We start from the raw sequence: 19,031 nt of genomic DNA, 5'->3' as shown, positions 1-19,031 counted from the left end.
AGGAGTATAACGACATACGAGACTTCCGAAAGCGTCCGGCACCCATCGGCGAGGGAGGACAACGTGGGCAGGAAACGCATCTTCGTCATCCACAAGCACGACGCCAGCCAGCTGCACTACGATTTTCGCCTTCGCATCGGCGATGTCCTGGCTTCCTGGGCCGTGCCGAAGGGGCTCTCCACCGAAGCCAATGACAAGCGACTGGCGATCCGGGTGGAGGACCACCCGCTCGACTACGCCGACTTCGAGGGCGTGATTCCCGAGGGCGAATACGGGGCCGGCACGGTCATGGTCTGGGACCGGGGAACCTACGCGCCGATCCTCGACAAAGACGAGAAGAGCATGGAAGACGCGCGCGAAGGCGGCTCGCTCAAGTTCGAGCTCCACGGCGAGAAACTCAAGGGCGGCTTCGCCATGGCGCGCACAGGAAAGCGCGATGGAAAGGAGCAGTGGGTGATCTTCAAGCTGGACGACGAGCACGCCGACGCACGCCGAAAGCCGACGAGCACCGAGCCGAACTCGGTCAAGACGGGCCGCTCCCTGGAGGAAATCGAAGCGGAGGAGGGTAAGGATGCATGATGCCCTGGCAGCCCTTCCGGAGGAAACGCGCTCGAAGCTGAAGAGGGCACCGCAGCCCGGCTTCGTCGAGCCGATGAAGGCGACGCTGGTGCACGAGCCTTTTTCCGACCCCGACTGGATCTACGAGCGCAAGCTCGACGGCGAGCGCTGCCTACTGCACAAGAAGGGGCGCACAGTGACGCTCTACTCCCGGAACGAGAAGAAGAAAAACAGTACTTACCCCGAGATCGCGGAAGCGGTGGGCACCCTCGACGGGAGTTGCATCCTCGATTCGGAGATCGTGACCTTCGACGGGAAGGTGACCAGTTTCAAGCGACTGCAGAAGCGCATCCACAGAAAGGCGCCCGGTGACGACATCCTCAGGGAATGCCCGGTCTACGCCTACGCCTTCGATATCCTCTACCTAGACGGTTACGACCTGACCGACCTCCCCCTGCGGGAACGCAAGAAGGTCCTGCGAAGGGCGTTCGAGTGGGCGTCGCCCCTGCGCGTTCTGCCGTACCGTAACGCGGAGGGAGTGGCCTATTTCAAGGAGGCGTCGAGGAAGGGCTGGGAAGGCCTGATCGCGAAGGATGCCCGATCCCCCTACGTGCCCAGGCGCTCCAGGCAGTGGTTGAAGTTCAAGTGCGGCCACCGCCAGGAAATGGTGATCGCCGGCTACACGGAGCCGAAAGGCGAGCGGGTCGGCTTCGGCGCGCTGCTGCTCGGTTACTACGAGGATGGCGAGCTTCGCTACGCGGGCCGCGTGGGCACCGGCTTCGACGATGCGTTTCTGACATCCTTTCACAAGACGATGCAGCGCGAGGAGCGCGATACGTCGCCCTATGCCGATGACATGGAGGAGGACGCTGACATCCACTGGATCGAGCCAAGGTTCGTCGGCGAGGTGGGCTTCACGGAATGGACGCAGGATGGCTGTCTCCGGCATCCGCGCTTCCTCGGCCTGCGCGACGACAAGGATCCCCAGGAGGTCAGGAGGGAGCGCGCCCAATGAAACCCAACGAGATCGAGATATCACATCCCGACAAGGTGCTGTTCCCCGGCACGGGCATCACCAAGGACGAACTCGCCGATTATTACGCGCGAATCGCGCAGCGCTTGTTGCCTTATGCGAAGGGACGCCCGCTGACGCTGCGCGCGTTTCCGGAAGGCATCGGCGAGGAGGGATTCTTCAACAAGCATGCGCCCGATCATTTTCCGGACTTCATCAGGCGTATCGAGGTGCCCACCCGCGACGCCGGCAGAGAGGCCGCCCTCATGTCCAGCGCCGACGAGGCGGCAGACCTGGTGTACTTCGCCGGGCAAAACGTGATCGAGATCCATGCGACACTCTCGACGGAGGCGGACCTCGAGAAGCCGGACCAGCTCATCGTCGACTTCGATCCGTCCAACGACGATTTCGACAAGGTGCGGAGGGTGGCCCTGGGGTTCTGCGCCTTGCTGGATGCGTTGGCGCTTAACGCCTTCTGGAAGACGACGGGCTCAAGGGGGTTTCACGCCCATATTCCGATTCGCCCCGAACGGGACTTCAGCACGGTCAAAGGCTGGGCCAAGGCCCTCGCCCGCAAGCTGCACGACGAGATGCCCGCGGAAACCACGCTGGAACAGCGCAAGGACAAGCGGGGCGACAGGGTCTTCATCGACGTGCTGCGCAACGACTACGGGCAGACGGCGGTCCTGCCCTATTCGGTGCGCGCCAGGGAAGGCGCCCCGGTCGCGATGCCGATCCGCGCAGACGAACTGGAAGACGGCGATCTCCTGCCGGACCGTTATACCCTGAAGAACGTCTTCCAGCGCCTCGGCCAGATCGAGGATCCCTGGCGACACTTCAAGCGCCGACGCATCGGGGCGAAGCGGTTGGCGGAGGCTGTCAGCTGAGGAGAAGCGGGGTGGGTGGCCGGCCTCAGGCTTACCAGCCCTCGCGCACATGGAATAGTGAGAGCTGGCCGCGCGTCTCCCAATGGTGGGCCCAGCGCAGGTCGCCCGAAAGCTCCAAACCTATAGAGGGTGACGTCGACATTGCGGTAGACACTGACGCCATTCAACACTCGCGAAAGACATAGTCGTCGACGCAGTCGGCGACGGCCGCTACCTCGAGGCTACCACTGGCCAGACGCCGCTCCAGCCTCAGGTCCAGCTAATGGTGCACCTCGGGGTTGAGATCAGGATTGCCCACCGTCACCCGGTCGAAGCTTTGCAGCGGCGCATAGGCGGTGGGTGGGTCCATGCGGCTGGGACAGCCGCCGAAGACATACCCCACCATCCACCAAGATATTCAGCGCATTGCCTTGCTGGCCGCGCATCACCGGATCGAGGCCGTGACCGCCCATGCCTACCGCCTCGATGCCGTTGATCCGGCGCAGCCAGTCGCCGGCAGGCGACGAAGGATCGGTGTGGTCATGGTCCCGTGCTCTTTAGAATCGCTTTATACGTCACGGGAATATTGAGTCGGGATTAAATGCCCGGGAATAGGGCAGGATGCCGCATAAGGGGGCATCTGCGGCATGGCGACAGGAGACTGCCTGGTAACGACCGTGCCAGGAGCGAGACTCCCTCGCTCAGCGGCGGGTCTCGCCCTGCTCGGCCAGGGCTTCCAGGGCAGGGAGGTCCAGCAGCGTCACCTCGCGCCCCTTTATCTCGAGCAGGCCATGCCGCTGGAAGCGGCTCATCAGGCGGCTGACGGTCTCCAGTGCCAGCCCCAGGAAGCTGCCGATGTCGGCCCGCGACATGGCCAGCTGGAAGCCATAGGGGGAGTAGCCCCGCGCGGCATGGCGCGCTGACATGCCGAGCAGGAAGCTCGCCATGCGCCGCTCCGCGGTGGCGAAAGAGAGCAGGCAGTGCAGGCGCTGGTCACGATGGAGTTCCTGGCTCATGCAGCGGTAGAGCGCCCCGCGCAGGGCCGGCAGCCGGTCACTCAGCGCCTCAAGCGAGGCGAACGGCAGTTCGCAGACGAAGCTGCTCTCCAGCGCGACCACGCTGGTCGGGTGGAGCGCCTCTCCGACCGCGTCCAGCCCTGCCACCTCGCTGGGCAGCAGGAAATGGGTCACGTTCTCGCGATACCCCGTGTCCGCCACCACCTGCTTGAAGCTCCCCGACCGCACCACGTAGAGGCTGGTGAAGGGGTCCCCCTCGCGCACCAGCAGCGCCCCCCGCTTTAGCGGCCGGGGACGGCGGATGATGGCGTCAAACTGCTCCAGATCGTCAGGAGCGAGTCCCAGCGGCAGGCAGTGCGCGCAGAGGCTGCAGCCCTGACAGCGCGACACCTGGCCTGACGGCGTTGCCGCATGGCCAGGGGTATGGTGGGTCATGGTGCACTCCCTGTTCCTTGACGTTCGAGTCGTTCAGGGCTCGGCCCCCTCCGCGGCACCGAAGTTGCCTTGAGTCCCGTCAAGCGTAGTTCAGGAAGCTGTGATGCAAAATGCCGGCTTACCGATCCTGCGCAACCGCCGTGGCGCAAGGACACGTGGGTCCCAACCAAGCTGCCAGGGAGAATGACGCCGAAGGACCTTACAGAAAGATTCCTCATCCTTTTGTCGTAAGTCTGGCTTAGTCGATTGTCAGCCCCGGACGAGGTCGTTATGTTGAGCCCTGGCGCCGAACGTATCTTCGCCATGCGTACAAGTTACGTTGACGTCAAGGTCACTACAATAAACGATCTGCCCTTCTGCAGGGGGCAGTCACGCATCGAAAGGAACCGCAAGTGACAATTCAAAACCGCTTCAAGCAGACCGCCATCTTCTCCGCCAGCGCCCTGGCCCTCGCCGTTGCCAGCGCTTCCCATGCCGTCGATTTCGAGGTGGGCGACACCACCGCCAGCGTCTATGGCTATGCCAAGCTGGACATGATCTACGACGTGGACGACAAGCTGGGCAACTCCCTCAGCCACCGCAACATCAGCCTGGACGACGAAGACGCTCCGGATGGTCACACCGACTTCCACGCCTACCAGAGCCGTATCGGCTTCCAGACCGCCACCCCGGTTTCCGGCAGCGAGCTGAAGACCCAGATCGAGGGTGACTTCTACGGCAGCGGCGGTGGCGAGTTCCGCCTGCGCCACGCCTGGGGTTCCTGGAACGGCATCCTGGCCGGCCAGACATGGACCAACCTGTATGGCTTCGTGGCCGGCACCCCGACCATCGACTTCACCGGCACCCACGGGACCGGTAACCAGGCCCGCCAGGCCCAGCTGCGCTATACCACCGGCAACTTCGCAGTCTCCCTTGAGGATCCGGACTCCCTCGGTGGTTCAGAGACCACACTGCAGGACGCCGTTCAGCTCGATGAAGATGTTGCCAAGAGCGGCCTGCCCGACCTGATCGCCCGCTATACCGATACCTCCGGCCCCTTCAAGTACTCCGCCTCCGGCGTGCTGCGTCAGCTCGAGTACGATGCGGCCGGCCAGGAAGGCGCTACCGTAGACGATGACTCCACCACCGGCTGGGGGATCTCCCTGGAAGCCGCCATGGACGTGACCGAGGCGCTGACCCTGCGCGGTGGCGTGATCCATGGCGAGGGCCTGGGCGGCTATCAGAACGTCAGCCCCCAGACCTCTCCCGCCTATGTGAACGCCGACGGCGATCTGGAGGCCATCGAGGCCACCGGCGGCACCTTCGGCGCCAGCCTCAAGGCCGGCCCAGGCGCCATCAATGCCGCCTACAGCATCTCCACCGTCGACCTCGACGACGAGGAGTTCTATGGCGACGACGCCGATGATACTTTCGAGACCGTGCACCTGAACTATATCTGGTCGCCGGCCGAGCGTATCAGCTACGGCATCGAGACCAGCTGGGTCGGCCGCGAGACTAAGGGTGACGGCGAAGGCGATGCCATCCGCATCCAGGGCATGGCAATGTACAGCTTCTGAATCGACCCGATGGCGGGGCCTGCCCCGCCATCATTGCGATAGCACTTTAGAGTACAAGCAACTGCATATTCGATCCTTGCGCCCCGGCCCCTTGGCCGGGGCTTTTTCGTTCGATCTACAGTACCGTCGACTTCCTCGTGGTAACAGCGCAAGGAAAAATGCACAGCACCATGGTCGCCCTGTAAGCCTCGCCAGGGTGCTGACACCAAGCAGCAGGACCTGACGGCAGGCCCCTCCTCCCACAAGTCAATGAGGTGTCACCATGAAGATGAAGCTGCTGATTGCCGGCCTGCTTGCCAGCCTGATGATGGCCGGCTCTGCCCTGGCCATGGATTCCGAGACCATCGAGAAGCATATGGCCAAGATCAACGACAACTACGTCAAGACCGCCGAGGATGAAGGCAAGGTCAAGGCACTCGAGGAGAAGGTCGAGGAACTCGAGGCCATGATCCAGATGATCATCGACGAGCAGGATTCCTGACGGCCCTCATGCCACTGAGGCCTGACGACGAGAGGCCCCGGTGCATTCGCACCGGGGCCTCGCCGTATCGCGGCACTGGAAAGGTTACCGACGATCAAGCTGCCGCACCTTGAGTTCGTAGTTGTTGACGCCGGAGCCCGATCCCGCGAACTTCTGGCCCTGCACTCGGACGCGATAGCGACCGGGCTCCAGTTCGGTGCGCAGGTCCACATCGCCGTCGAACCCCTCACCCGCATCCTGGGCGACCACACGACCCTGCTCGTCCAGTACCTCGGCCTCGATGCGGTAGGTGCCCTCGTTGCCTGGGAAGGTCGCCGTGGTGATGGCCACGGTGCCTGCCTCCAGCACCTCGAAGGTGAGCACCTCGCCACGGGCGCGGATCTTCACGTCGGTGACGATCTCCTCGAAGCCCTTGGATGGCTCGGCATCGGCGGCGGCCGGGGCAGGCTCGCGCCGGGCAACGCTGCCTTCGCTCTCCGCGGGTGAGTCGGCGTTGGGTGCGACGGGCTCGCTGCGCTCTGCCTGGCCGGTCGCGGCAGAAGGCGCAGCCACCGCGGCCACGGCATCCGAGCGGCGCACGAAGGCGGTACGCCCCCCCTCGCGGCGGTTACCGATGAAGGCGATGCCGTCGCCGGATGACACGTCGTCCTCTACGTCCAGGCCGATCACGGAGATATAGAAGCTGTTGCCATCGCGGCGCACGCTGCCGAACTTGCGGCCCTGCACCTGGAGCACATAGTCGCCTGGCTCCAGGCGCTGGCGCAGCGCCAGGCCGCCGCTCTCGCCCAGCCCCTCGCCGCGGGCCACCACCCTGCCCTCGCCGTCGAGCAGCACCGCCTCGACCCGGTAGCTGTCGGACTCACCGCCCGGCACGCTGCTCTCGAAGCGATAGGTGCCGGCCTCCTTCACGGTGAAGTCGTGCTCGTGCACGCTGCCGTAGAGAAAACTGCGGCTACGGGCGTCATTGTCGGACCTCAGGAAGCGGGTCAGGTCGAGCTGTCGGCCCTCCTCACGGAAGCGCTGCTCCATGGCGCTATCGGCCCATAGCGGCGGTGCGGACAACGCCATGCAAAGCGCCAGCAGGCCGGTAGTAATCTTCTGCTGTTTCATGAAATCTCACCTGGATGCGTTTACGCCCAATGAAAAAAGCCGACCCCGGAGGATCGGCTTTCGGTCTCGAAACCCGTCGGGGCAGGGTCAGACCCTGCGACCAAGGGGTTTAGAACAGGTAGACCGCACCAACGGCGACGCCGTCGTTCTCGTCGTTCTCGCGATCGTACCAGGCACCCTCGATGAAGGTGTACATGGCATCGGAGATGTTGTAGTTGGCACCCAGGACGACCTCGTTGTAGCTCTCGTCCTCGCGCTCGTTCGGCCAGTCACCGCTGGTGAAGGCATCGTCGGCGGTGTCGATGAAGCTCGCACCACCCACGTCGACATACTGATACGCCGCGTAGATGTCGCCCATGCCGTAGCCGTAGCGGGCACCCAGGCCGTAGTAGTTGGTGTCGGCGAGGAAGTCGTTATCGGACTCGAAGCGCTCCAGCTTCAGGGCCACACGCAGGGTATCCATGGTGTACTGGCCGGTGATGCCGTACTGGTCGCCGGCATCGAAATCGCCGCTAATGGGGTTGTCATCAGCGTCGGTTCCTTCATAAGAGCCATCATTGTTACCCAGGTCGTCGTAGACGGCCGCGATGGAGAAGGCGCCGGCAGTGTACTTCACGCCAGCGAAGAAGGAGGCTTCGCTGCTTTCAGCGTCTCCAACCTCAATGTTGTCACCAGCGATAGAGGTAGCGTCAACTGTGCGAGTTTCGAATTCGGCGTCGCCCTCGTACTGGGTACCCACGCCGAACTGGAAGCCGCTGAGCGACGGGGAGAGGTACTGCAGCTTGTCGCCTTCACGGCTCTCGACGCCCACGATGCGGCTGCTGGAATCGGTAACGTCGAAGAACTCGTTGTTGGTGATCGGATCCTGGATCCAGTCGTCGATCAGCGGGTCCCAGGAACCCAGGCGAACGTCACCGAAGTTGCCCTTCAGACCCAGGTAAGCCTGGTCACCGGTGTCCAGGCCGCCGGCGGTCTTGGCCTCGTCGGCGTCATGCTCGAGCTCGGCCTTGAAGTAGCCGGCCAGGCCCTGGCTGATCACGTGCTCGCCGGAGAAGCCGATGGTGGAACCGTTGTCGGCCACGGCGTCCTGGGACTCACCCTCGGCATCATTGGTGTTGTAGTAGGCAATCTGGATGTTGCCGTACAGGTCCAGCTTGGTGCCGTCCTCGTTGTAGACGGTGGCGGCCTGGGCGCCGGAAGCGGCCATGGCACCGGCGATAGCAGTCGCTAACAGTGTCTTTTTCATTGCGATAGTTCCTTATTGACTAGCTTGCTGTTTCGATCGTGGCTGCCCGTTCTTGGTGAGCGGGTCAGCGGGCTTGGCCGGTCTTGGTGCCGGTTCTCGTGCCTGCGGGCTCCCTCCCGGGAGGTGGCAGGTCGCGAGCCAGACCTCGGCAAAGCCTTGTTATAGTCCAATGCTCGCAAGAGGAACTCTATACCGGGATATACGGGAACGCAACAAGAAAAAAACACTGTTTTCCTTCGCTGCGCCCTACCCTGTCCCGGCGCGTCCCCCTGCCCTTGCGATTCGGGCGCCATCCCGGCGTGCCCGGTACCCGTTCCACCAGCCACGGCGATCCGGCATGCGAATCAGGCACCTGGCGCGATGAGCGGGTTCATCATGCCCTGCGAATATGACGAGAGCAAGTCAGCGGATCAACGCTGGTTGTGCTTGGCGAGCAGGGCGGAGAGCTTCTCTTCCAGGGTGGCGGGCTCCTTGCCAGGCGCGGTGCCATGCCCGGCACCCTCGGCCGCGGGGGGAGCCCGGTTCGAGGAGGGGGCGGCTGCCTCGGCCGCGTCATGACGGGTCACATCGGCGGAGGGCTTGCCTCCCTTGGCGGCATCGCCCTTCCTGCCTCGCTGCCGGGCCGGGCGGCCCTTGTGCCGGCGGTCGGCCTGCAGCCGCTCGAGCTTCTTGTGGGCATGCTCGGCGGCCGCGGCGTCCACCCGCCCGGCGGGTTCACCTGACAGGTCGAGGCGCTCGGCGCCCTCGCGCACCGACTTGAGGTAGCGCGGCAGGTTGACGTAGCAGGCCAGCGCCCGGCGCACCAGCTTCTCGGGCCAGGGCTCGCGTGCGGTCAGCTCTTCGTGGATGCCGACCTTGAGTGGCCGGGTGTGGCCCTTGAAGAAGGTCGAGGAGTAGCGCTGGTACCACTGGTCGAGCAGCGCCTGGGGGGATGGTGCCTCCTCGGGGGGCGTCTCGGCCGGGGCCTTGGAATCAGCGGCGGGCTCGGCGGGGGCAGGTGCCGGTGCCGGCGCCGACGGGGTGGCCACCTCCGGGGTGGGGGGGGGCTCGCCAGCGGCCTCGCCGGCGTCAGGCTGCCGGGGGCGATGGCCGATCAGTGCGGAGAGGCCCTGGGCGCGGCGCGCCTGGCGATGGAAGAGCGACGCCGGGGCCTCGGCGGGCTCGCGCTCCAGCAGCCGCCGGTTGTGGGCCTCGAGTTCGCGGTTCTGCTCGTCGAGCTCGCGGTTCTCCTCGGCGAGCTCCAGGCGGGTGGCCTCCAGCTCGGCAAGACGCGCCTCCAACTCGCCGCAGCGATGCACCAGGGCCTCCCGGCCGGCCTGCTCCTCGCGGGCCTCGGCGGCCAGCTCGGCATTGCTCGCCTCCAGCTCGACACGACGGCGTTCCAGCTCGGCCAGCCGGGTGTGCAGGGCATCCTGCTGGACGCGGGATTCCCGCAATACGCCCAGCAATGCCGCGGCGCGTCGCTCCAGCTGTTCCAGCAGGCGGGTTGAGCGTTCCTCGATCACGTCCTGGCCCTCCAATGCGCCTTCCCGGTGACTCCTCGGGCCGCGGCCGACTGTGTCCGGCCACGGCACCTGCTGCTCAGTCTGTGCCAGGCGTGGCGTGGTGACAAATGTCGCCGGCCGGCGACGGCATCAACGTCGCTGCCCTTAGCATCGACGGTACTGCACGAACTGGTAGGCCGGCTGGCCCTCGGCGGGCTCACCGGGCACGCGCTGGACCTCCTCCCACTCGGCCATATCCAGATCGGGGAAGCGGGCCTCGCCCTGCACCTCGATATCGACCTCGGTAAGATAGAGCCGGCTGGCGAAGGGCAGCGCCTGGGCGTAGATCTGCGCGCCACCCATCACCATGATCTCCTCGACGCCGTCGATGGTGGCCTGCTGGTCGGCCAGCTTCAGCGCTGATGCGAGGTCATGGCAGACCCGCACGCCCTCGGCATGGAAGTCGGGGTCGCGGGTCACCACGATATTGAGCCGTCCGGGCAGCGGCCGGCCGATGGACTGATACGTCTTGCGCCCCATCACCAGCGGCTTGGCCTGGGTCATGCGCTTGAAGAATCTGAGGTCCTCCGGCAGGTACCAGGGTAGCTGGTTGTCCACGCCGATCACCCGGTTGCGAGCCAGGGCGGCGATCATGGCCACGGGGACGAGGGTCTCGTCGGTCATGCCAGGGGTCTCGCTCATACGGCCACCTCGGCCTTGATATGGGGAAGCGGGTCGTAGCCCTCGATGGCGATATGCTCATAGCGGAAGGCGAAGAGGTCGGTGACGCCCGGGTCGAGCACCAGGCGCGGTGCCGCGCGAGGCGTGCGCGAGAGCTGCTCCTCGGCCTGCTCGAGGTGATTCAGGTAGAGGTGGGCATCGCCCAGGGTGTGCACGAAGTCACCGGGTTCGAGCCCCGAGACCCGAGCGATCATCTGCGTCAGCAGCGCATAGCTGGCGATATTGAAGGGCACGCCCAGGAAGATGTCGGCGCTGCGCTGATAGAGCTGGCAGGAGAGTCGCCCCTCGGCCACGTAGAACTGGAACAGGCAGTGGCACGGCGGCAGGGCCATCTCGTCCACCAGTGCCGGGTTCCAGGCCGAGACGATCAGCCGCCGCGAGCGCGGGTTCTCGCGGATCTGCTCGAGGAGTTTCGCGATCTGGTCGACGTGCCCGCCGCGAGGATCGGGCCAGCTGCGCCACTGGTAGCCGTAGACCGGGCCGAGGTCGCCGTTGTCGTCGGCCCACTCGTCCCAGATGCGCACCCCGTTCGCCTTGAGGTAGGCGATGTTGGTGTCGCCGGCCAGGAACCACAGCAGCTCATGGATGATCGAGCGCAGGTGCAGCTTCTTGGTAGTGACCAGCGGAAAGCCGCGCGAGAGATCGAAGCGCATCTGGTGACCGAACAGCGAGCGGGTGCCGACGCCGGTGCGGTCGTCGCGCTCCACGCCGCGGTCGAGCACCTGGCGCATCAGGTCGAGGTAGGGCTGCTCCAGGGAGGGCAAGGTTTCGTCGGTCACGGCATTCGTCTGGCTAAGGTGGATAGGAGCAAGGAATTCTACACACCCGGTGGCACTCGCTGAAAGAATTCGGGGCCAACCCGGTAGAATATCACCTGAGGCAGGCGGTTGATGACGCGCACTCCTTGCCCCTTGCCCCTTGCCCCTTGCCCCTTGCCCCTTGCCCCTTGCCCCTCACACTTTCACATCCACCGCCTGGCGACGCGACCAGACGATCAGGGCGAGTCCGACGGCGATCATCGGCAGGGTCAGCAGCATGCCCATGGTCACCCAGCCGAAGGCCAGGTAGCCGATATGGGCATCCGGCAGGCGCACGAATTCCACCAGGAAGCGGAAGGCGCCGTAGAGCACGAGGAACAGCCCCGAGACCAGGCCGCGACGCTGCGGGCGTGCCGAGACCCACCAGAGCACCACGAAGAGCACCACCCCCTCCAGCAGCGCCTCGTAGAGGGACGAGGGATGGCGCGGCTCGGGGCCCATGCCGGGAAAGGGCATGCCCCAGGGCAGCCCGGTGACGCGGCCGGGCAGCTCGTGGTTGATGAAGTTGCCGATGCGCCCCGCCCCCAGGCCGATGGGCACCAGGGGCGCGACGAAGTCGGTCAGGCTGATGAAGGCGAGCCCCTTCTTCCTGGCGAACCACAGGGCCGCGAGCAGGACGCCGACCAGGCCGCCGTGGAAGCTCATGCCGCCGTCCCAGACGCGGAAGATCCAGAGCGGGTCGGCGAACCACTGGGGCAGACCATAGAAGAGCGCATAGCCGAGCCGGCCACCGACCACCACGCCGATGGCGGCATAGAACAGCAGGTCGCCCACGTCGTCCCGGGTCAGGCCGATGCGCTGGGCCCGCTGGCGCCCCAGCCACCAGGCGGCGACGAAGCCGACGACGTACATCAGGCCATACCAGTGGATCTGGAAGGGACCGAGGGAGATGGCCACGGGGTCGATGTCGGGATAACTCAGCATGGAAGGCCTTTGAGTGACTGGAGGATCAGAGAAGGAATTTGAGCCCCACTGCCGTCAGCAGGGCGGCGAAGGAGAGGCGCAGCGTCCGGGCCGAGAGGCGATGGGCCAGCAGGACGCCGAGACGCGCGAAGGGCACGCTGGCCAGCACGATACCGAAGAACGCGGGCAGCATCACGAAACCGATGGCCCCGGCGGGCAGCAGCGGGTTGCCCCACCCCACTACCACGAAGGTGGCCGCGCCGAACAGCGCGATGGGCAGCCCGCAGGCCGAGGAGGTGCCCACGGCCTGGGTCATGGTGGCCCCGCAGCGCGACAGCCAGGGCACGCTGAGGGTGCCGCCGCCGATGCCGAAGAGCGCCGAGACGCCGCCGATCACCGCGCCCGCCAGGCCCATCACGGCACGCTCGGGCGCCACGCTGCCGGGTCGGGGGCCACGCCCCAGCGCCATCTTCAGGGCAACCAGGATCACGAAGAGGCCGAACAGGGTCCCCAGGCGCCCACCGGAGAGGCTGCCGGCGACGAAGACCCCGGCGACCGCGCCAAGCACCAGGCCCGGCAGCAGGGCCAGGAACCAGTCGCGGCGGATGCCGCCGCGACGGTAGTGTCCCCAGGCCGAGGAGGCCCCGGTGACCACGATGGTGGCCAGCGACGTGCCCACCGCCAGGTGCATGATCACCTCCGGCGCCACGCCCTGGAGCCCGAAGGCCAGCGTCAGGGCCGGCACGATGATCAGGCCGCCGCCCACGCCATACAGGCCTGCCATGGTGCCGGCCAGCATGCCCAGGACCAGGTAGCCCGCCAGGCTTGCCAGCAGGCTCATGCCGGGCCGAGCGCCGGGGAGGCGGGCAGCCAGCGCCGCACCAGGTCGACCAGCGCCTGGGGACGATAGGGCTTGGCCAGGTAGTCGTCCATGCCAGCCTGGCGAAAGCGGCGGCGATCCTCGTCGCTGGCATTGGCGGTCAGCGCCACCAGGATGCTGCGCTGGCGGGCTGGCCCGTCGGCCTCCCGGTCCCGCCAGTGTCGGCTGGTCTCCACGCCGTCCATGCCGGGCATGAAGATGTCCATCAGCACCAGGTCGAAGGGGACACCATCCAGCCGGGACAGGGCCTCCTCGCCGCTGGTGGCCGTCTCGACATCGAGCCCCTGGCGCTCCAGCACCTGGCGTGCCAGGGTCAGGTTCACCGGGCCATCATCGACGATCAGCACCCGTCCCTTCCCGGAGGAGAGCGGCTGGGGAGGCGCCGCGGACGTGCCGGTGGACTCGCCGAGGTTCTCCAGCAGCACCACCGCGTCGGCCAGGCGCTCGCGCAGCGCCAGCAGCGCCGCATGGTCACGGTCGCTGCCGCACTGGCGAAGGGCATCGCTCTCGAGCACCTCGGAGAGCGAGCTCATCAGCGGGGCCAGCGACTGCTGCAGGTGGGCGAGATAGCCGGACTTGAGGCGCGACTCCTCGCGGGCCCGCACCCGTCCGGCCTCCAACCGCTCGATCTGGCCGCGGCGGGCCTGGAGGTCGCCGGCCAGGCGACGCTCGGCGGCTCGGCTCTCCTCGAGGTCGCACTGCCAGCCCGCGAGCAGCGCCTCGCAGGTTTCGGAAATGATCGCCAGGCGCCTGGGGAGCGGCTGCTTGTCGCCGGGCTGGGGACGATGATGGCGGGCCAGCCAGGCCTCGATGCCGGCAAGGGCGTCGTTGACCTCGCGCTGGATGCCGCGCAGGCGCTGTCGCAGCAGCGTCAGGAAGACCGCCACGTTCAGGCTGCTGCCCAGCAGCAGCGCCAGCAGCAACCAGAAGGTGGCGCCCCAGGAGGCGTGGGAGGGCATCATCGACCACAGCATGACCCCGACCACCAGGCAGAGCACCACCAGGGTGGCCTGAGCGAGCAGCACCGGCCAGAGGATCGGCCAGACCAGGCGCGACCAGATGCGGTCCAGGCGAATGTCGTCCTGCATTGTCATCCCTGTGCAAGCACGATGGTGAACAGAGTGTACGCGGCCAGGCCGGGACTGTCATGACGGCGCCTTCCCCCCGGCCGGCCGGCCGGCTAAGCTGGCCCCATGTGCCTGATCGCCTTCGACCATCGCCCCGGCAGTGCCTGCCCGCTGCGCCTGGTGGCCAACCGTGACGAATTCCATGCCCGTCCTGCCGCCCCGCTGGACGCCTGGAACGATGCCCCCGACATCCTCGGCGGCCGCGACCTGGAGGCCGGCGGCACCTGGCTGGCGGTGCACCGCTGCGGCCGCTTCGCCGCCGTCACCAATGTGCGCGACCCGCGCCTCAAGGTGCCGCCGGGGGCCCCCAGCCGCGGCGCGCTGGTGCGCGAGGCGCTGGAGCGCGACAACCTGCCGGCCTGGCTGGACCGACTGTCGGGCGGGGCCGCTCGCTACTACGCTGGCTTCAACCTGCTGGTCGGTGACGGGGAGAGGCTCTGGCACCTCCACCGGGGGCTCGACGGCATTTGGCTGAGGCGGGTCCCGCCGGGCCTGCACGGCCTTTCCAACGCCAGCCTGGACACTCCCTGGCCCAAGCTGATCGCCGCCCGCCAGGGGCTTGCCGCCAGCCTGCGCCATGGCCGCTGGCCCGAGGATGCCCTGGCCGTGCTCGGCGACCCCCACCCCGCCGAAGACGACCAGTTGCCGGAAACCGGCGTGGGACTCGAGATGGAGCGCCGGCTCTCGTCCCCCTTCATCGTCGGACGGGACTACGGCACCCGCGCCTCCACCTGGCTGGCCTGGCACGGTGACGGGCGGGTCGAGATCGGTGAGCGACGCTTCGGGCCGGAAGGGGTCAGGCTGGGAGAGACCCAGCTTCGCTTGGAGCCGTAAGCTGGAAGCTGGAAGCTGGAAGCTGGAAGCTGGAAGCTGGAAGCTGGAAAGCAGCCTGACCTTGCCGCCCAAGGTATAAAGCCCTTTCTTCCAGCTCCCGGCGAAGCCGGGTCAATCGCGGGGCGGCAGCAGATGGGCAAGGTCCCAGCCGCCGAGGCGTTCAGCAAGATGGCGGCGCACCTCACCGGGCGAGTCGAGCCTGAGCGTCTCCGCGACCAGTTCGCGGGCGCTGTCGAGGGGCACCCGGCGGATCGCCGCCCTCACCCGCGGCAGGCTGGGGGCGTTCATCGACAGGGCATCGAAGCCCATGCCCATCAGCAGCAGCGCCCCGGCGGGGTCGCCGGCCATCTCGCCGCATACCGAGGTGGGCATGTCCAGACGCCGGGTATCCTCGGCGAGCCGGGCCATGGCCGAGAGGACGGCGGGATGGCAGGCATCGTAGAGTTCGGCGACGCGCGGGTTGTTGCGATCCACCGCCAGCAGGTACTGGGTCAGGTCGTTGCTGCCCACCGAAAAGAAGTCGACCCGCCTGGCCAGGGCATCGAGCTGGTAGAGGGTCGCCGGCACCTCCAGCATCACCCCCACCGGAGGCCGGCTCACCGGCACTCCCTCTTCGCCGAGCTCGAGGATGGCGCGGTCGAGAAGGCGCAGCGCATCGTCGACCTCCTCGACGTTGGTGACCATCGGCAACAGCACCTGCAGGTTGTCCAGCCCCTGGGAGGCGCGCAGCATGGCACGCAACTGCACCATCAGCACCTCGGGATGGTCGAGGGTGACCCGGATGCCGCGCCAGCCCAGGAAGGGGTTGGCCTCCTCGATGGGAAAATAGGGCAGGTCCTTGTCGCCGCCGATGTCCAGGGTGCGCATCACCACCGGCAAGGGGGCGAAGCTCTCGAGCTGGTCACGATAGAGTCGGGTCTGCTCCTGCTCGCCGGGGAAGCGCTCGGTGATCATGAAGGGCACTTCGGTGCGGTAGAGCCCCACCCCGCCGATCCGCGACTTGAGCGAGGCCACGGCATCCACCGCCAGGCCGGTGTTGACCATGAGCGGCATGTCATGGCCATCCGGAGTGCGGCTGGGCAGGTCCTGCTCGTGCTCCAGCACCTCCATCAGCGCCCGCTCCTCGTCGATCAGGCTCTGGTAGTGGCTCTCGAGCTCCGGCGTGGGTCGCACGAAGAGACGCCCGCGGTGGCCATCCAGCACCACCCGGTTGCCGCCGAGACGCGGCAGCGGCAGGTCGACCATCCCCGAGACCGTGGGGATCCCCATGGCCCGGGCGACGATGGCCACGTGGGACGTGCTGGAACCGCGCACCGAGACCAGCCCGGCCAGCTTTTCGCGGGGCACCTCGCCGAGCATCGCCACACTGATCTCGTCGCCCACCAGGATGGTGCTGTCGGGATAGACCGCCGGGGTCTGGGGGGTCTCCTCCTGAAGGTGGGCCAGCACCCGCCGCCCAAGGTCACGGACGTCGGCGGCACGCTCGCGCAGGTAGTTGTCGTCGACCCGCTCCAGGTACTGGACATGGCGACGCACCACGTCGGCCAGGGCGCCAGGCGCCCACTGGCCTTCGCGGATGCGCTTCTCGACCTCCTGGGAGAGCGCCGCCTCGCCGAGCATCTGCTGGTAGACGTCGAACAGCGCCAGCTCCTGGGCAGAGATGCGGCTGGCCAGGCGCTCACCGGCGGCGCGGATCTCGTCGCGCACCCGGCCGATGGCCTCCTTGAGCCGGGCGATCTCGTACTCAACGTCGGTGGGAATCAGGTCCGGCACGCTGTTGAGGTCCGCCGGGGCAGCGATGACCACCGCCTCGCCGATGGCCATGCCGGGCGAGGCCGCCACGCCGGTAAAGCGCGCCTGCCCCCCCGGCATGCTCGGCCGGTTGAGCCCGCCCGTCGCCAGGGCGTGAGCCAGCACGCCCGCCAGTTGGGCGGCCATGGTGACCAGGAAGGCCTCGTCCTCCTCGTCGAAGCGGCGCTTCTCGGACTGCTGCACCACCAGCACCCCCAGCATGCGGCGCTGATGGATGATCGGCACGCCGAGGAAACTCGAGTAGCGCTCCTCGCCGGTGGCCTCGAAGTAGAGGAACTGGGGATGGGCCTGGGCATCTTCCAGGTTCAGTGGCTCCTCGCGCTTGGCCACCAGGCCCACCAGGCCCTCGCCCACCTCCAGGCTGACCCGCCCCACCGCCTGGGCGCGCAGGCCGATGGTCTCCATCAGCACCAGCCGGTCGATCGTCCCGTCGAACAGGTAGAAGGAGCACACGTCGGTGCGCATCGCCTTGCGGATGCGTCGCACCATGGTGGCCAGGGCCGCTTCCAGGTTGCGGGCTCCGTTGACCTCCTGGATGATGCGTCGCAACACCTCGAGCATCGGCGTCTTCTTTTCCATCGTGGTTGTCTCTCACCTCGCTGAGGAATTGCGCGGCCATCAGGCCCTCGGATCATCCGTGGCGCTCATCCCTGCGCTTATCCATGTCCGAGGGCCAGCCGCTGTGCCCGAGGGGACAGCTCGCGCAGGGCACGGCGGTAGACCTCACGCTTGAAGGGCACGACCTGCCCCAGAGGGTACCAGTAACTGACCCATCGCCAGCCGTCGAATTCCGGCTTGCCGGACATGTCCATACAGATCCGGCTCTCCTGGCAGCAAATCCTCAACAGGAACCACTTCTGCTTCTGGCCGATGCATACCGGCCTCGAGTGGGTACGAACCATGCGTCGCGGCAGGCGGTAGCGCAGCCAGCCCCGGGTGCAGGCAAGGATCTCGACGTCGTCGGCGGTAAGGCCGATCTCCTCGTGCAGCTCACGAAAAAGTGCCTGTTGCGGAGTCTCGCTAGCCTTGATGCCTCCCTGGGGAAACTGCCACGCATTCTGTCCTACCCGACGCGCCCAAAGCAGCTGCCCCTGCTCGTTGGCGATGATGATGCCAACATTGGGGCGAAAGCCGTCAGCGTCGATCACGGACTTCACCTTATGAATCCAGTATTGCTGCCATTCTTCCACAAGGCCGCAAAGGGCATCAATACAACCATGCCGTAAGCCGTGAATGCGTCGTCATCGGCGCCGTCCCAGCGCTCGAAGCCCGACGGCGCTTCTGCCATAATCGCCGACCTTGTCACCACCCTGAAATGCTCTTGACCATCAACACCAGAGGGGAATGCAGTGAGCCTGGCCATCTTCGACCTGGACAACACCCTGCTGTCGACCGACAGCGACCATGCCTGGGGCGAGTTCCTGCTGGAGCAGGGCGCCGTGGACCCGGTGGCCTATCGCGAGGCCAACGACCGCTTCCTGGCCGACTACGAGGCCGGCACCCTGGACATCCACGCCTTCCTGGAGGTGGCGCTGCGCCCGCTCGCCGAGCACAGCCCCGAGCAGCTCACCGCCTGGCACCAGCAGTTCATGGCCAGCAAGATCGAGCCGCACATCCTGCCCAGGGGCGAGGAGCTGGTGGCCCGCCACCGCACCCGCGGCGACACCCTGCTGATCGTCACCGCCACCAACCGCTTCATCACCGGCCCCATCGCCGAGCGCCTGGGCATCGACGAGCTGATCGCCGTGGAGCCCGAGGTGGTCGACGGTCGCTACACCGGACGCGCCACCGGCATCCCCAGCTATCGCGAGGGCAAGGTCAAGCGCCTGGAGGCATGGCTCGCCGACCGCGACCTGACCCTGGACGACAGCTGGTTCTACAGCGACTCCCACAACGACCTGGCGCTGCTGGAGCAGGTCGACCATCCGGTGGCGGTGGACCCCGACCCCAGCCTGCGCGAGGTCGCCGAGGCCCGCGGCTGGAAGATCATCAGCCTGAGGGACTGATCCGGCCTTCGTCCGGATCAGAGCTGTAAGCCGTAAGCTGGAAGCGCGTCGCTTCGCTCCTGGAAGAGGCCCTACAAAAAACCCCGCTCAGGGTCATCCCGAGCGGGGTTGCTTTTTCTTACCGCTTATCGCTTACAGCTTACCGC

Annotated in this window: 20 protein-coding genes; 8 read left to right on the top strand and 12 right to left on the bottom strand. The window is 66.7% G+C overall.

Features of this window, described 5'->3' with window-relative positions; genetic code table 11:
• The first annotated feature begins 6 nt into the window (after positions 1 to 6).
• The 4 genes from QLQ86_RS12350 (at position 7) to QLQ86_RS12335 (ending at position 3,026) form a co-directional block, all read left to right on the top strand.
• Entirely contained in the window at positions 7 to 579 is a 573-nt protein-coding gene (locus QLQ86_RS12350; RefSeq protein WP_456066885.1) for a DNA polymerase ligase N-terminal domain-containing protein, read from the top strand.
• Positions 572 to 1,573 (top strand): non-homologous end-joining DNA ligase, encoded by a 1,002-nt coding sequence (gene ligD / locus QLQ86_RS12345; RefSeq protein WP_282817148.1) that lies wholly within the window; start codon positions 572 to 574, stop codon positions 1,571 to 1,573. The genes QLQ86_RS12350 and ligD (QLQ86_RS12345) overlap by 8 nt, the downstream gene beginning before the upstream one ends.
• The gene (ligD, locus tag QLQ86_RS12340; protein ID WP_282817147.1) at positions 1,570 to 2,457 is read left to right on the top strand and encodes a non-homologous end-joining DNA ligase; all 888 of its coding nucleotides are present in this window, start codon (positions 1,570 to 1,572) and stop codon (positions 2,455 to 2,457) included. The genes ligD (QLQ86_RS12345) and ligD (QLQ86_RS12340) overlap by 4 nt, the downstream gene beginning before the upstream one ends.
• Positions 2,458 to 2,804: 347 nt before the next feature.
• Positions 2,805 to 3,026: a hypothetical protein gene (locus QLQ86_RS12335; RefSeq protein ID WP_282817146.1), complete on the top strand. Its 222-nt coding sequence runs from the start codon at positions 2,805 to 2,807 to the stop codon at positions 3,024 to 3,026.
• A gap of 111 nt (positions 3,027 to 3,137) precedes the next feature.
• Here the strand turns inward: QLQ86_RS12335 and fnr are convergent, their stop codons facing one another.
• Positions 3,138 to 3,887 (bottom strand): fumarate/nitrate reduction transcriptional regulator Fnr, encoded by a 750-nt coding sequence (fnr, locus tag QLQ86_RS12330; protein ID WP_282817145.1) that lies wholly within the window; start codon positions 3,885 to 3,887, stop codon positions 3,138 to 3,140.
• A gap of 392 nt (positions 3,888 to 4,279) precedes the next feature.
• Here fnr and QLQ86_RS12325 point away from each other — a divergent pair, with 392 nt between their 5' ends.
• Together QLQ86_RS12325 and QLQ86_RS12320 are read left to right on the top strand one after the other, a co-directional pair.
• Entirely contained in the window at positions 4,280 to 5,443 is a 1,164-nt protein-coding gene (locus QLQ86_RS12325) for a DcaP family trimeric outer membrane transporter (RefSeq protein ID WP_282817144.1), read from the top strand.
• A gap of 262 nt (positions 5,444 to 5,705) precedes the next feature.
• Positions 5,706 to 5,924 (top strand): hypothetical protein, encoded by a 219-nt coding sequence (locus tag QLQ86_RS12320; RefSeq protein WP_282817143.1) that lies wholly within the window; start codon positions 5,706 to 5,708, stop codon positions 5,922 to 5,924.
• 84 nt (positions 5,925 to 6,008) lie between these two features.
• On the opposite strand, the gene QLQ86_RS12315 is transcribed toward QLQ86_RS12320, so the two are convergent.
• The 8 genes from QLQ86_RS12315 to QLQ86_RS12280 form a co-directional block, all read right to left on the bottom strand.
• Complete coding sequence (locus tag QLQ86_RS12315) at positions 6,009 to 7,034, bottom strand: hypothetical protein (RefSeq protein ID WP_282817142.1); 1,026 nt, start codon at positions 7,032 to 7,034, stop codon at positions 6,009 to 6,011.
• 109 nt (positions 7,035 to 7,143) lie between these two features.
• Complete coding sequence (locus QLQ86_RS12310) at positions 7,144 to 8,280, bottom strand: porin (protein WP_282817141.1); 1,137 nt, start codon at positions 8,278 to 8,280, stop codon at positions 7,144 to 7,146.
• Positions 8,281 to 8,690: 410 nt separating this feature from the next.
• A complete protein-coding gene (locus QLQ86_RS12305) occupies positions 8,691 to 9,785 on the bottom strand; it encodes a ProQ/FINO family protein (RefSeq protein WP_282817140.1) in 1,095 nt (364 codons plus the stop codon).
• A 144-nt stretch (positions 9,786 to 9,929) separates the two neighbouring features.
• A complete protein-coding gene (locus tag QLQ86_RS12300; protein WP_282817227.1) occupies positions 9,930 to 10,448 on the bottom strand; it encodes a dihydrofolate reductase in 519 nt (172 codons plus the stop codon).
• Between the two features lie 14 nt (positions 10,449 to 10,462).
• The gene (locus QLQ86_RS12295; RefSeq protein ID WP_282817226.1) at positions 10,463 to 11,236 is read right to left on the bottom strand and encodes a thymidylate synthase; all 774 of its coding nucleotides are present in this window, start codon (positions 11,234 to 11,236) and stop codon (positions 10,463 to 10,465) included.
• 222 nt (positions 11,237 to 11,458) lie between these two features.
• The gene (lgt, locus tag QLQ86_RS12290) at positions 11,459 to 12,247 is read right to left on the bottom strand and encodes a prolipoprotein diacylglyceryl transferase (protein WP_282817139.1); all 789 of its coding nucleotides are present in this window, start codon (positions 12,245 to 12,247) and stop codon (positions 11,459 to 11,461) included.
• 25 nt (positions 12,248 to 12,272) lie between these two features.
• Positions 12,273 to 13,067 carry a sulfite exporter TauE/SafE family protein gene (locus QLQ86_RS12285; protein WP_282817138.1) on the bottom strand — a complete coding sequence of 265 codons (795 nt, stop codon included), beginning with the start codon at positions 13,065 to 13,067 and terminating at the stop codon, positions 12,273 to 12,275.
• Positions 13,064 to 14,194 carry a response regulator gene (locus tag QLQ86_RS12280; RefSeq protein ID WP_282817137.1) on the bottom strand — a complete coding sequence of 377 codons (1,131 nt, stop codon included), beginning with the start codon at positions 14,192 to 14,194 and terminating at the stop codon, positions 13,064 to 13,066. The genes QLQ86_RS12285 and QLQ86_RS12280 overlap by 4 nt, the downstream gene beginning before the upstream one ends.
• A gap of 105 nt (positions 14,195 to 14,299) precedes the next feature.
• Between QLQ86_RS12280 and QLQ86_RS12275 the strand changes: the two genes are divergently transcribed.
• Positions 14,300 to 15,067, top strand: coding sequence for an NRDE family protein (locus QLQ86_RS12275; RefSeq protein WP_282817136.1), 768 nt, complete (start codon positions 14,300 to 14,302; stop codon positions 15,065 to 15,067).
• Between the two features lie 111 nt (positions 15,068 to 15,178).
• On the opposite strand, the gene ptsP is transcribed toward QLQ86_RS12275, so the two are convergent.
• The 3 genes from ptsP to QLQ86_RS12260 all read right to left on the bottom strand — a co-directional run bounded on the left by ptsP (position 15,179) and on the right by QLQ86_RS12260 (position 18,242).
• The gene (ptsP, locus tag QLQ86_RS12270) at positions 15,179 to 17,440 is read right to left on the bottom strand and encodes a phosphoenolpyruvate--protein phosphotransferase (protein WP_282817225.1); all 2,262 of its coding nucleotides are present in this window, start codon (positions 17,438 to 17,440) and stop codon (positions 15,179 to 15,181) included.
• Between the two features lie 95 nt (positions 17,441 to 17,535).
• On the bottom strand, positions 17,536 to 18,027 hold the full coding sequence (locus QLQ86_RS12265; protein ID WP_250060191.1) for an RNA pyrophosphohydrolase: 492 nt from the start codon (positions 18,025 to 18,027) through the stop codon (positions 17,536 to 17,538).
• Between the two features lie 5 nt (positions 18,028 to 18,032).
• A complete protein-coding gene (locus QLQ86_RS12260) occupies positions 18,033 to 18,242 on the bottom strand; it encodes a hypothetical protein (protein ID WP_282817135.1) in 210 nt (69 codons plus the stop codon).
• On the opposite strand from QLQ86_RS12260, the gene QLQ86_RS12255 reads away from it, so the two are divergent.
• Positions 18,229 to 18,885 carry a histidinol-phosphatase gene (locus tag QLQ86_RS12255; protein ID WP_282817134.1) on the top strand — a complete coding sequence of 219 codons (657 nt, stop codon included), beginning with the start codon at positions 18,229 to 18,231 and terminating at the stop codon, positions 18,883 to 18,885. The two genes, QLQ86_RS12260 and QLQ86_RS12255, sit on opposite strands and share 14 nt — an antisense overlap.
• The last annotated feature ends 146 nt before the right edge of the window (positions 18,886 to 19,031 follow it).

Source organism: Halomonas rhizosphaerae (genome assembly GCF_030012485.1).
GTDB lineage: Bacteria > Pseudomonadota > Gammaproteobacteria > Pseudomonadales > Halomonadaceae > Halomonas > Halomonas rhizosphaerae.
This window is presented reverse-complemented; position numbering and strand designations above follow the sequence as displayed.